This window comes from Solimonas sp. SE-A11 (assembly GCF_030345715.1).
In the GTDB taxonomy this organism is placed as follows: Bacteria; Pseudomonadota; Gammaproteobacteria; order Nevskiales; family Nevskiaceae; genus Solimonas_A.
The window spans coordinates 39,411-51,553 of sequence record NZ_JAUASX010000025.1; the positions used below are offsets into that span (position 1 = coordinate 39,411).

9 protein-coding genes are annotated in these 12,143 nt (G+C 69.8%); 8 read left to right on the plus strand and 1 reads right to left on the minus strand.

The window, feature by feature from the left end:
* Nucleotides 1–251 precede the first annotated feature (251 nt).
* The 7 genes from QT386_RS20955 (at nt 252) to QT386_RS20985 (ending at nt 9,401) form a co-directional block, all read left to right on the plus strand.
* Nucleotides 252–1,385, plus strand: a complete 1,134-nt coding sequence (locus QT386_RS20955) for an efflux RND transporter periplasmic adaptor subunit (RefSeq protein ID WP_289275699.1) — start codon at nt 252–254, stop codon at nt 1,383–1,385.
* On the plus strand, nt 1,382–4,522 hold the full coding sequence (locus tag QT386_RS20960) for a multidrug efflux RND transporter permease subunit (RefSeq protein WP_289275700.1): 3,141 nt from the start codon (nt 1,382–1,384) through the stop codon (nt 4,520–4,522). Before QT386_RS20955 ends, QT386_RS20960 begins: the two co-directional genes overlap by 4 nt.
* Entirely contained in the window at nt 4,519–5,922 is a 1,404-nt protein-coding gene (locus tag QT386_RS20965; RefSeq protein WP_289275701.1) for an efflux transporter outer membrane subunit, read from the plus strand. Before QT386_RS20960 ends, QT386_RS20965 begins: the two co-directional genes overlap by 4 nt.
* 4 nt (nt 5,923–5,926) lie before the next feature.
* On the plus strand, nt 5,927–6,595 hold the full coding sequence (locus QT386_RS20970; RefSeq protein WP_289275702.1) for a heavy metal response regulator transcription factor: 669 nt from the start codon (nt 5,927–5,929) through the stop codon (nt 6,593–6,595).
* The gene (locus QT386_RS20975) at nt 6,592–7,947 is read left to right on the plus strand and encodes a heavy metal sensor histidine kinase (RefSeq protein ID WP_289275703.1); all 1,356 of its coding nucleotides are present in this window, start codon (nt 6,592–6,594) and stop codon (nt 7,945–7,947) included. Before QT386_RS20970 ends, QT386_RS20975 begins: the two co-directional genes overlap by 4 nt.
* A gap of 115 nt (nt 7,948–8,062) precedes the next feature.
* Nucleotides 8,063–8,653 (plus strand): hypothetical protein, encoded by a 591-nt coding sequence (locus QT386_RS20980; RefSeq protein ID WP_289275704.1) that lies wholly within the window; start codon nt 8,063–8,065, stop codon nt 8,651–8,653.
* A gap of 4 nt (nt 8,654–8,657) precedes the next feature.
* On the plus strand, nt 8,658–9,401 hold the full coding sequence (locus tag QT386_RS20985) for a FadR/GntR family transcriptional regulator (RefSeq protein WP_289275705.1): 744 nt from the start codon (nt 8,658–8,660) through the stop codon (nt 9,399–9,401).
* A 35-nt stretch (nt 9,402–9,436) separates the two neighbouring features.
* Here the strand turns inward: QT386_RS20985 and QT386_RS20990 are convergent, their stop codons facing one another.
* The gene (locus tag QT386_RS20990) at nt 9,437–10,306 is read right to left on the minus strand and encodes an NAD(P)-dependent oxidoreductase (RefSeq protein WP_289275706.1); all 870 of its coding nucleotides are present in this window, start codon (nt 10,304–10,306) and stop codon (nt 9,437–9,439) included.
* A gap of 98 nt (nt 10,307–10,404) precedes the next feature.
* Here QT386_RS20990 and QT386_RS20995 point away from each other — a divergent pair, with 98 nt between their 5' ends.
* The gene (locus tag QT386_RS20995; RefSeq protein WP_289275707.1) at nt 10,405–12,126 is read left to right on the plus strand and encodes a sulfatase-like hydrolase/transferase; all 1,722 of its coding nucleotides are present in this window, start codon (nt 10,405–10,407) and stop codon (nt 12,124–12,126) included.
* Nucleotides 12,127–12,143 lie beyond the last annotated feature (17 nt).

Genomic DNA, 12,143 nt, shown 5'->3' on the forward strand with positions numbered 1-12,143 from the left:
CTTGAACGCCGGTTGAGGAGTCGGATTGGCGGCGATCCTAGCAGCCCGGCTTTTGCGCCGACCTACTCGGATCGTGGGAGACGGCCCGAAAGCGGAGTTTTCCTACACCTGCAAAATCAATTGCTTGGCCGCCCCGCCCTGCCGTGAGGGCGTGCTTCCTGACAGGGCTGTCAGCCAGGAGTCATCCGGCGGTCCCGGCTGCACCCCTAAGGTGCCCGCAACTACCCGAAGCGCCTTCCACGGAACTCCCCATGCCCGGTGCCCTACGCTCCCGTCTCCCGATCCTCGTCGCCGCGCTGGCGCTGCTCGCCCTGCTGGCCTGGTGGCTATGGCCGAAGCCCCCCGCCGCACCCTCGGCGCCGCCGCCGGTGCCGGTGGGGCTGGCCACGGTGGAGCAGCGCGACGTGCCGCAGTGGGTGCGGGGCATCGGCAGCGTCGAGTCGCTGCACGCGGTGACGCTGCGGCCGCAGGTGGAAGGCGTGCTGGCCGAGGTGCGCTTCCGCGAAGGACAGGACGTGCGTCGCGGCGAACTGCTGGCGCGCATCGACGACCGCGAATACGCCGCGGCCCTGCTGCGGGCGGAAGCCGACCTGGCCAGCAACCGCGCACAGCTGGTGGCCGGGGAGCAGGACCTGGCGCGCTACCGGGCGCTGCTGGAAGAAGAAGCGGTATCGCAGCAGACAGTGGAGCAGCAGACCGCCACCACCGAACGGCTGCGTGCCGCGGTGAAGGCCAGCGAGGCGGCGGTGGCCACCGCGCAGGTGCAGCTCTCCTATACGCGCATCACCGCGCCGGTCGGCGGCCGCGTGGGCCTGCGCCGGGTCGATCCGGGCAACCTGGTGCGCACCGGCGATACCGAGGGCTTGGTGACGGTGACGCAGCTCGACCCGATCTCGGTGATCTTCAGCCTGCCGCAGGAGCAGCTCTCGCGGCTGCATCCGCTGCTGAAGGGCGAAGCGGCGGAAGTCACCGCCTACGACCGCGACAACGGCACCGCGCTGGCGCAGGGCCGGCTGGCCACGGTGGACAACCAGGTGGACCCAGCCAGCGGCATGGTGCGGCTGCGCGCGGAGTTCGCCAACCAGGACGGCAAGCTGTGGCCGGGCCAGTTCGTCGCCATGCGCCTGCGCATCGGCGCCCAGCCGGCGGCACTGGTGGTGCCGACCCAGGCGGTGCGGCAGGGGCTAAAGGGGCCGTTCGCCTTCCGCGTGCGCGACGACAAGGCTGAACTGGTGCCGCTGGAGGTGGGCTACCAGGATGACGAGATCGCCATCATCACCAAGGGCCTCGGCGCCGGCGACCGTATCGTGGTCGACGGGCACTCGCGCCTGAAGCCCGGCACCGCCGTGCGCGACGCCGCCGCCAAGACCGGAGGCGGCGCATGAACACGCCGGACACCCCGAGCCGCGCGCAGGCCACGCTGGCGCGCAGCGGACTGTCCGGCTGGTTCATCGACCACCCGGTGGCCACCACGCTGATCACGCTCGGCGTGCTGCTGCTGGGCATCATCGCCTTTCCGCAGCTGCCGGTAGCCTCGCTGCCGGAAACCGACCTGCCGACGATCCGCGTCAGCGCGCGCCTGCCGGGCGCCAGCCCGGAGACCATGGCCTCGGCCGTGGCCACGCCGCTGGAGGTCGAACTCAGCGCCGTGCCGGGCATCACCGAGATGACCTCCAGCAGCGCGCTCGGCAGCACCAGCATCACGCTGCAGTTCGTGCTGTCCAAGGACATCGACACTGCCGCGCAGGAGGTGCAGGCCGCGATCAACGCCGCGGCGGGCCGCCTGCCGTCGGAGCTGCCCAACCTGCCGACCTGGCGCAAGGTCAACCCCAACGACACGCCGATCCACGTACTGCGGCTGCAGTCGCCGCAGATGACGCTGACCGAACTGTCCGACATCGGCGAGACGCTGGTCGCTCGGCAGATCACGCAGATCGAGGGCGTGGCGGAGGTGGACATCAACGGCCAGCGCAAGCCGGCCCTGCGCGTGCAGGCCTCGCCAGAACGGCTGGCGGCCTTCGGCCTGACCCTGGCCGACGTGCGCACCGTGGTGCAGTCCGCCAGCGTCAACCAGGCCAAGGGCGCGGTCTACGGCGACCGGCGCGTATCCACGCTGGCCACCAACGACCAGATCTTCGAGCCACGCGAATACGACAACCTGGTGCTGACCTACCGCAACGGCACGCCGGTGTTCCTGCGTGATGTGGCCAAGGTCAGCTTCGGCGCGGAGAACGAATACGTGCAGGCCTGGCTCAACGGCGAGCCCGGCATCGCGCTGATCATCCGACGCCAGCCCGGCGCCAACCTGATCGCCACCGCCGACCGCATCATCGAGGAGCTGCCGCGCCTGCGCGGCCTGCTGCCCGAGGGCGCGGAGCTGGAGATCCTCAACGACCGCACTCGCGTGATCCGCTCCTCGCTGCACGAGGTGGAGATCACGCTGGCCGTCACCATTGCCCTGGTGGTGCTGGTGATGGGCCTGTTCCTGCGGCAGCTCTCGGCCACCGCCATCGTGGCGGCGGTGCTGAGCGTTTCGCTGATCGCCACCGCGGCGGCGATGTATGCACTGGGCTTCTCGTTGAACAATCTGACACTGGTCGCCCTGATCGTGGCGGTGGGGTTCATCGTGGACGATGCCATCGTCGTCATCGAGAACATCCACCGGCACCTGGAGAACGGCGAGTCGATGCTCGAGGCCGCGCGACGAGGCGCGGCCGAGATCGGCTTCACCGTGGTGTCGATCAGCTTCTCGCTGATCGCGGCCTTCATCCCGCTGCTGTTCATGGGCGGCGTGGTGGGCCGCCTGTTCCGGGAATTCTCCCTGACCATGACCGCGGCGATCCTGATCTCGGTGGTGGCCTCGCTGACGCTGGCGCCGATGATGGCCTCGCGCTTCATGCGACCGATGAAGCACCACGCCACGGAGAGCAGCTTCTCCAAGCGCTTCGTCGCCGCCTACGACCGCGGCCTGGTCTGGGCACTGGGGCACACCAAGACCATGCTGGCGCTGTTCGCGCTGACCCTCAGCGCGGCGGTGCTGGCCTATATCTCCATCCCCAAGGGTTTCTTCCCGCTGCAGGATACGGCCTTCGTGTTCGGCACCACCCAGGCGGCCGAAGACATCTCCTATGCCGAGATGATGGAGAAGCATCGCCAGGTCGAAGCGATCGTGCGCGCCGATCCGGCGGTCATGGGCATGGCGCAGACCGTCGGCGCCAGCCTCGGCAGCCAGTCGCTGTCGGCGGGCCGCTTCTTCATCGTTCTGAAGGACCGCGCGGACCGCGACGTCTCGGCCGAGGAGTTCATCGACCGCATGCGACCGCAGGTGGCGCAGATCACCGGCATCCAGCTGTTCCTGCGCACCGCGCAGGACATCAACCTGGGCGCAGGCGGCGGCCGCGCGCAGTACCTCTACGTGCTCAAGGGGCCCAACAGCGGTGAACTGGCCGAGTGGGCGGCGCGGCTGACCGACGAGTTGCGCGCGCTGCCGATGCTGAAGGACGTCTCCAACGACCAGCAGCTTGGCGCCTCGGTGCTGAAGCTGAACATCGACCGCACCGCGGCGGCGCGCTTCGGCATCTCCACCGAGGACATCGACCAGGCGCTGTACGATGCCTTCGGCCAGCGACAGATCAGCGAGTACCAGACCGAGACCAACCAGTACAAGGTGATCCTGGAGATCGACCCGGCGCAGCGCGGCCGCGCCGACAGCCTGGACTACTTCCGCCTGCGCTCGCCGCTGACCGGCGAGATGGTGCCGCTGAGCGCGCTGGCCAGGCCCGAGCCGCTGGCGGCGGGCCCGCTGACGATCACGCATGACGGCATGTTCCCGTCGGTGAGCCTGTCCTTCAACATCACCAAGGGCCATGCGCTGGGTGATGTGGTGCGCGAGGTCGAGGGCATCCAGCGGCAGATCGGCATGCCGGCGGAGATCAGCGGCTCCTTCCGCGGCAATGCGCAGGCCTTCCAGGAATCGCTGGCCTCGCAGCCGATCCTGATCCTGACGGCGCTGCTGGCGGTCTACATCATCCTCGGCGTGCTGTACGAGAGCTTCGTGCATCCGCTGACGATCCTGTCGACGCTACCCTCGGCCGGCATCGGCGCGATCCTGATGCTCTGGGGCTTCGGCTTCGATTTCTCGATTATGGCGATGATCGGCATCGTGCTGCTGATCGGCATCGTCAAGAAGAACGGCATCCTGATGGTGGACTTTGCGCTGGAAGTGCAGCGCACGCAGGGCCTGCCGCCGGCGGAGGCGATCCGCCAGGCCTGCCTGGTGCGATTCCGCCCGATCATGATGACCACCCTGGCCGCGCTGCTCGGCGCCATCCCGCTGACCCTGGGCTTCGGCACCGGCTCCGAGCTGCGGCAGCCGCTGGGCTTCGCGGTGGTAGGCGGCCTGCTGCTGAGCCAGGCGCTGACGCTGTTCTCCACGCCGGTGATCTACCTGACGCTGGACCGCCTGTTCCACCGCAAGGCACATGAACAGCGGGCACTGGATGCCGCGGAGGCCGCCCGATGAAACGTGCGATCCCCTTGCTGGCCGGCTTGCTGCTCAGCGCCTGCGCGGCCACGCCTTCGCGCGAGTTGCCGGCCAACGAGTTGCAGACCCACTGGATGGATGTGGAGCCCGGCGCCGGCAGCGCCGATCCGGCCATCGCCTGGTGGACACTGTTCCGCGATCCGGCATTGGACGGACTGATCGCACGCGCCGAGGCACGCAACCTCGACCTGCGTGCGGCCGAGGCCGGCGTGCGTGAGGCGCGCGCCCTGCGCGCCGCCGCCGGAGCCGAGTTGCTGCCGCAGATTGACGCCAGCGCCGATGTCTCGCGCGGCCGCTCGCTGCAGGGCGCCGGCGTTCGTGAGTCCGGCCGCATCGCTGCGTCCGCCAGCTGGGAGGCCGATCTCTTCGGCCGCCTGCAGAGCGAGCGCCGCGCCCGCATCGCCGAGCTGGAAGCCAGCGAGGCGGACCGCGACGCGGTGCGCCTGACCCTGCTGGCCGAGGTCGCGGGCAGCTACCTGGAATACCGGCTCTACCGCGTGCAGCAATCGCTGGCACTGAAGACCGAGGAAGCGCAAGCGCGCACGCTGCGCATCACCGAGGCGCGCTTCCGCCTGGGCATGGGCAGCCGCCTGGATGTGGAGCGCGCGCAGGTCCAGTTGGCCAATGTCCGCGCCGCCCTGCCCCAGGCCGAGGAACTGGCCGCCGCCGCCTTCCACCGCCTGGCGCTGCTCACCGCGGAAACGCCGGAGACGCTGGCGCCGCTGCTGGAGCAGCCGGCCGACGCGGCCGCGCTGCCCACGGCGGATGCGCAGACCGTGTTCGGCACGCCGACGCAGGTGCTGGCCCAGCGCCCCGACGTGCGTGCCGCCGAGCGCCGCCTCGCCGCGGCCGGCGCCACGCGCGCCGCGACGCAGGCCCTGCGCTATCCGCAGCTGGATCTGGTGGCGCTGCTGGGCCTGGAGAGCGCCGATGTCAGCGAGGTGCTGGACGGTTCGCGCACCTGGTCGGTCAGCGCTGGCCTGCTGGCGCCGCTGTTCGACTTCGGCCGCATCCGTGCCGCCATCGACGCGGCGGATGCGCGCGAGGAGCAGGCCTACCTCGGCTACGAGTTGGCCGTGCGCACCGCGCTACAGGAGGCGCAGACCGCGCTGGTGCGCTATACCCAGGGGCAGTTGCGCGAGCAGGCCCTGGCCGATGCCGCCGGCGCCTCGCGCCGCGCCGCGGACCTGGCGCGGCGCCAGTACCAGCAGGGCGCGCTGTCGCTGTTCGAGGTGCTGGATGCCGAGCGCAGCCTCTACGAGGCCGAGCGCGACTGGTCCGGCGCGCGGGCCGAGGTGGCTCTGCGCTTGGTGGACCTCTACCGCACCATGGGCGTAGTACCACCACGCGCCGGGTCCGAATCGGAACGGCTAAGCTGACGCCATGAAGCTCCTGATCGTCGAGGACGAGCCGAAGACCTCCGCCTACCTGCATCGCGGGCTGGTGGAGCAGGGCTATGCGGTGGACGTCGCCCAGAACGGGATCGACGGCCGCCACCTGGCGCTGGAGTTCGACTACGACGTGATCGTGCTCGACGTGATGCTGCCCGGCCTCGACGGCCTGGCGGTGCTGCGCGAGCTGCGGCAGCGCAAGCAGACGCCGGTGATCATGCTGACCGCGCGCGACCGTATCGACGACCGCGTGCTGGGCCTGCAGGCCGGCGCCGACGACTACCTGGTCAAGCCCTTCTCCTTCCTGGAGCTGGTCGCGCGGCTGCAGGCCCTGACGCGGCGTGGGCGCAACACGCCCGTGGCGCAGCTGCGCGTCGGCGACCTGGAGATCGACCTGTTCGCGCGCAAGGCCTGGCGCGACGGCCAGCGACTGGAGCTGACCGCCAAGGAATTCGCCCTGCTGGCGGCGCTGGCGCGGCGCCAGGGCGAGATCCTGTCCAAGACGGTGATCGCCGAGCTGGTGTGGGACGTGAACTTCGACAGCGATGCCAACGTGGTAGAGGCCGCGGTGAAGCGGCTGCGCGCCAAGCTGGACGATCCCTTCCCGCAGAAGCTGCTGCATACCATCCGCGGCATGGGCTACGTGCTGGAAGCGCGATGAAACTCTCGATCTCGCGGCGCCTCGCCCTGATGTTCGCCGCCACCGGCTTTTTGGTGTTCACGCTGCTGGGCGTGGTGCTGCACGGCATCCTGGATCGCGAGCTGCTGCGCAGCCAGCGTGCCGAGCTGAAGGCGCGCGTGGACCTGTACACCCCGCTGATCCAGAAGAATGGCGACCCGGCGCGTTGGCACCTGGTGCAGTCCAAGCTCGACGCCGCGATCCCCGGCGACGGCCGCGCGCGCTACTGGATCGTCGGCGACGATCCGCGCTTCCGCTACGGCGAAACCACGCAGGGCTTCGGCGCAGCCCAGGGCGACGGCTACGGCGAGCTGGAACTGAATGGCAGCGGCAAGCCCTTCCGCACCTTGAGCCGCAGCATCGGCGCCACCGGCGAGCGACCGGCCGTGCGGCTGGTCGCCGCACTGGACCAGACACCGTACCGCGAGACGCTGCGCGTGTTCACCATCGCGCTGGCCGGCGTGTCGCTGGCGGCAATGCTGCTGGTGGCCCTGCTGGGGCACTGGATCGCCCGCTTCGGCCTGCGCCCGCTGGAGCGGCTGTCCGATGAGGCCCGCGCGCTGAGCCCCAGCAAGCTGGCGCAGCGCCTGCACCAGTCGACGCTGCCGCCGGAATTGTCGGAACTGGCCACCGCCTTCAACGGCGCGCTGGACCGCCTGGAGTCGGCCTACCAGCAGCTCGAAGGCTTCAACGCCGACGTGGCGCACGAGCTGCGTACGCCGCTGACCAACCTGATCGGCCAGACCCAGGTGGCGCTGTCGCGGGAGCGCGGTGCCGGAGACCTGGAGGAAGTGCTGCAGTCTAACCTCGAGGAGCTGGAGCGGCTGCGCGCCATCATCAATGACATGCTGTTCCTGGCGCGGGCCGACCAGGGCCTGCGTGCCAGCAACCGCGTCGAGGTCTCGCTGGCGCAGGAGATCGGGCGCACCGTCGACTATCTCGAGGTGCTGCTGGAGGACGCCGGCGTGCAGGTGCGCGTGGAGGGCGATGCCCGGGCTCTGGTGGAGAAGTCCCTGTTCGGACGCGCCGTGACCAACCTGCTGATCAATGCGGTGCAACACTCCGAACGCGGCGCCGAGATTGTCGCCGAGATCGCCCCGCGGGGGGACGGCATCCTGGTTGCCGTACACAACCACGGCACACCGATCCCGGACGAGCAGCTGCCGCGGCTGTTCGACCGCTTCTACCGCCTCGACAGCGCCCGAAGCGGCAGCAGCAGCAACCACGGCCTGGGGCTGGCCATCGTGCGCGCCATCGCGACCATGCATGGCGGCCAGGTGGTGGCGACCAGCGAGCGCGGCGTGAACCGTTTCGGCTTCACCGTCGCGGCCTGATTCCCCCTCTCAAGACCCATTATCTTTTCAATATCAATGTCTTGATCGGAATTCTCGATTGCCTCCCCAACTGGTATGATAAGTTGACCACTAAGGCATGAGAGGAGACCTGGAGATGATCGGCATCCCCCTGGGACTGGTGACGGCCAACGCCGTCGAGTGGGTCATGCACAAGCACGTGCTGCACGGCTGGGGCCGCACGCGCGGCACCTTCTGGTCCTTCCATTTCCATGAGCACCATCGCTTGGTGCGCCAGAACGGCTACCACGATCCCAACTACCACCGCTTTGCCCTCGGCGCGCATGCCCAGGGCAAGGAAGCCTGGGCCCTGATCGGGGCCGGCGTGGCGGTGGCGCCGCTGTTCCCGGTGGCACCGTTCTTCGTCGGCACGCTGTGGTACTCGGCGGCCAACTACTACCGCGTGCACAAGCGCTCCCATCTCGACCCGGCCTGGGGCCAGCAGCGCATCCCCTGGCACTACGATCACCACATGGGCCGCAACCCCAGCGCCAACTGGTGCGTGACCCGCCCCTGGTTCGACTACGTGATGGGCACGCGCGAGTTCACCGCGGGCGGCCCGCGCGAGAACAACGTGCTGGGCCTACCGCGCCTGCCGGGCTGGCTGTCGCGGCGGCTGCCGCGGCCGGAGGCGTTGGGCATCGAGCATCCGGCGCCCGCGCCGCGCACGCTGCAGCAGGCGGCCTGAGCCCATGGGCAAGCCTGCGTTCTCGGCGGTCAGCAAGGAATCGCTGTCGGAATCGGTCTACCGCCAGCTGGCCGACAAGATCCTGCGCGGCGAACTGCCGGCGGGCGAGCCCCTGCCGGCCGAGCGCGAGCTCTCCGAAGCCCTGGGCGTGAACCGCGGCGCCGTGCGTGAGGCGATCAAGCGCCTGCAGCAGGCGCGGCTGGTGGCGGTGCGCCAGGGCGGCAACAGCGTGGTGCTGGACTACCGCGCCGAGGGCGGGCTGGAGCTGCTGCCCAGCCTTCTGGTGAACCGACAGGGCCAGCTCGACACCGCGGTGGTGCGCTCGATCATGGCAATGCGCTCGGCGCTGGCGCCGGATATCGCGGCGACCGCGGTGAAGGGCGGCGCGGCGCTGGCCGACGAGCTGGACGCCCTGCTGGCGCGGATGCGCGGCGATGCCGGCAACCTCAAGGCCCTGCAGGACCATGCCTTGGCGTTCTGGCAGAGGCTGGTAGAGCACGGCGGCAACATCGCCTTCCGGCTGGCTTTCAATTCCATGACCCGCACCTATACGCAGGTCTGGGACGCGCTGACGCCGGTGCTGCAGGCCGAGTTCCGCGACTTGGACAACCTTGGCGCGATTGCTGCGGCGGTGCGTCGCGGCGACGCGGACGCGGCGTGGCGCCACGGCCGGCTGCACGTGGAGATCGGGCGCAGCGCGCTGGATCAGGCGCTGGACGCGATGGAAGGACGCCAGCGGCTGCAGTAGGTCCGCACCGCCGCAAGGCGGTGCGGACCCGCGCCTCAATGCTGCGGGAACAGCCGCTTGTTGAGGCGGTAGAGCGAGGAGATGTCCTCGTCGCCATGACCCTCCGCCATCAGCGTCTGGTACTGCGCCAGCGTGGTGTCGACGCAGGGCAGGTCACCGCCCAGCTGAGCCGCCATCTGCTGGCAGATCATCAGGTCCTTGTGGTGCAGCGCCACCTTGAAGCCCGGCGGGTACTCGCCGTCGATCATGCCGCGGCTGCGGTTCTGCACGAACCAGGAGCCAGCCGCGCCGCTGCCCACCGCGTCCACCACCAGGTGCAGCGGCAACTGCAGCGCGGCGGCGAAGGCCAGGCCCTCGGTCACGGCCTGGGCGACGCCCGCGGCCATCACCTGGTTAACCGCCTTGGTGGCCTGGCCACTGCCATGCGGGCCAATATGGATGTGCCGCTGGCCCATGGCCTCGAACAGGGGCAGCGCTGCGACGTAGTCTTCCGGCTGGCCGCCGACCATGAAGGTCAGCCTCGCCTGGCGCGCGCCCTCGGTGCCACCGGTGATCGGCGCGTCCAGGAAGCGGGCGCCGACCTTGGCCAGGAGCTCGGCGGCGTCGATCGCGGTCTCGCGGGCCACGGTGGAAGAGTCGATCACCAGCCGGCCCTTGGCCGCCGGCACCGCCAGGGCCTCGGCGGTTTCCATGACGTCACGGTCGGCGGGGATGCACAGGACCACCACGTCGCAGTCGTCCCAGAGCTGCACCGCGGCGGTGGCGGCGCGCACGCGGTACTGCGCGGCGAAGTCCTCGGCCTGTTGCCGCTGGCGGGTGTAGACCGCCTGGAGGAAGCCCTTGCCGGCCAGGTTGGCCGCCATGTGCCAGCCCATTGCACCGAGACCGATGAATCCTACTTTCATGCGTTTCCCCTCTCCTGGTAGCGCCTTGAAGCCGTGGTGTCTCCGTGTTCCGACAATGCCACAAAGCCGTCGGTTCGTCGCCCGGTTAAAATGGGCGGATGTCCCCCGTACTTTCTCGCCTCGGCGCGCTGGCTCCCGCCGCTGTGCAGGCTGTTGCCGCCGTCTACGCGGTGTGGGTTTCGCTGCAGTTCAGCGATGACCCGCTGTGTGCGCTGGTCAACGCCGGCCTGTTCCTGCTGCCCTTCCTGCTGCTGGCGGCCCTGACCGGGCGCCCGGCCGTGGCCTTGGCGACCGCCACGGCCCTGGCGCTGCTGCTGTGGGCCGTGGGCGAGATGAAGCTGCGCTACTTCGGCAACCGCCTGGCGCTGATCGACTTCTATTTCCTGTCCGAGGGCGCCAACTGGAGCATCGTGCAGCGCTACCCGCGCTTGCAGTGGATGCTGGCGGGCTACGTCGCCCTGGTGGCTGTGCTGGCGCTGTATGCCTGGCAGCGCCGCGACCAGCGCTGGAGTCGCAAGGCCCGGCTGGCCGCGGCGATGGTGTTGGCGGGCTGGTGCGCCATGGCCTGGGGCAGCCGCCACCACCACCTCTGGGAGGTGTTCCGTGACGATGCCGACTGCGGCCTGACCAAGACCTGCGGCGTCATGTCGCGCCTGGTGTACTCCTACAGCGTCTTCGAGTTCGCCGAGCCCCTGCCCTCCGGCGATCCCACGCCCTTCGAGGCCGCCGCCGCCGGGGTGACACCCCTGCCGCCGCCCAGCGACGTGCGCCCGGACGTGGTGGTCTGGCTACACGAGTCGACGCTGGACCCGGCGCTTTACCGCCTCGACGGCGCGCGCCTGCCGCCTCTGGGCATGTTCCGGCACAACCCGCACGACCGCGCCGCAGGCCTGCTGCGCGTGCACACCTTCGGCGGCAAGACCTGGCTGTCGGAGTTCTCGCTGCTGACCGCGCTGGTGCCGGCGGATTTCGGTGGACGCCGTACCACGGTGTTCAACAGCGTGGCGCCGCAGATGCAGCGCAACCTGGTGGAGCGCTTCGAGGCCAACGGCTACGACAGCCTGGTACTCATGCCGACCATGAAGAGCTTCTACGGCGCAGCCCGGACCTACGAGGGCCTGGGCTTCAACCGCGTGCTGACGCTGCGCGACTTCCCCGAGTACGACCACGTGAAGGGCGACGAGTGGGACATTGCCGACAGCGACCGCCTGGGCGAGGCGGCGGCCAAGCTGCTGCGCGAGCACCGGCGCGAGCATCCCGACCGGCCGCTGTTCCTGTACCTGCTGTCGATCAAGGAGCATGCCCCCTACTCGGGACGCACCAAGCCGCTGTACCGGCTGGAGCGCAGCGGCATCAAGAAGAGCCTGGCGGCCAAGCTCACCGACTACGTCGGCAAGCTCAAGGTGCTGGATGGCGGGCTGCACACGCTGGAGCGCGAGCTGACGGCGGGACCGCGCCCGGCCCTCTGGGCCTACTTCGGCGATCACCAGGCCTACTTCGAGGAAGACTCCCCGCCGCTGCGCGCTAATCTGCCCTCGCCGGAACTGCTCACGCAGTACCGCCTGCGCAGCACCATGGCACCAACGCTGCAGGAGTCGCCGCCGCTGCTGGACATCGCCCTGCTGCCCTCCTTGATCGCCGACAGTGCCGGCCTGGAGCCGGACGAGTTCTTCCGCGCGCAATCGGCCATGCGCCGGCTCTGCAACGGCCGGCTCGGGGACTGCCCCGACAAGGGCCTGGTGGACAGCTACAAGGCCTACCTGTTCTCGCCGCAGCTGGGCCTGTTCGAAGACCTGCCCGAGCAAGCCGCCGCGCAGTGAGCTAGCCTGCGGGTTCC

What these genes read in the sequence shown, in the direction of transcription:
- QT386_RS20955 (WP_289275699.1), top strand. Translation starts at nt 252, where the DNA reads ATGCCCGGTGCCCTACGCTCCCGTCTCCCGATCCTCGTCGCCGCGCTG.
- QT386_RS20960 (WP_289275700.1), top strand. Translation starts at nt 1,382, where the DNA reads ATGAACACGCCGGACACCCCGAGCCGCGCGCAGGCCACGCTGGCGCGC.
- QT386_RS20965 (WP_289275701.1), top strand. Translation starts at nt 4,519, where the DNA reads ATGAAACGTGCGATCCCCTTGCTGGCCGGCTTGCTGCTCAGCGCCTGC.
- QT386_RS20970 (WP_289275702.1), top strand. Translation starts at nt 5,927, where the DNA reads ATGAAGCTCCTGATCGTCGAGGACGAGCCGAAGACCTCCGCCTACCTG.
- QT386_RS20975 (WP_289275703.1), top strand. Translation starts at nt 6,592, where the DNA reads ATGAAACTCTCGATCTCGCGGCGCCTCGCCCTGATGTTCGCCGCCACC.
- QT386_RS20980 (WP_289275704.1), top strand. Translation starts at nt 8,063, where the DNA reads ATGATCGGCATCCCCCTGGGACTGGTGACGGCCAACGCCGTCGAGTGG.
- QT386_RS20985 (WP_289275705.1), top strand. Translation starts at nt 8,658, where the DNA reads ATGGGCAAGCCTGCGTTCTCGGCGGTCAGCAAGGAATCGCTGTCGGAA.
- QT386_RS20990 (WP_289275706.1), bottom strand. Translation starts at nt 10,306, where the DNA reads ATGAAAGTAGGATTCATCGGTCTCGGTGCAATGGGCTGGCACATGGCG.
- QT386_RS20995 (WP_289275707.1), top strand. Translation starts at nt 10,405, where the DNA reads ATGTCCCCCGTACTTTCTCGCCTCGGCGCGCTGGCTCCCGCCGCTGTG.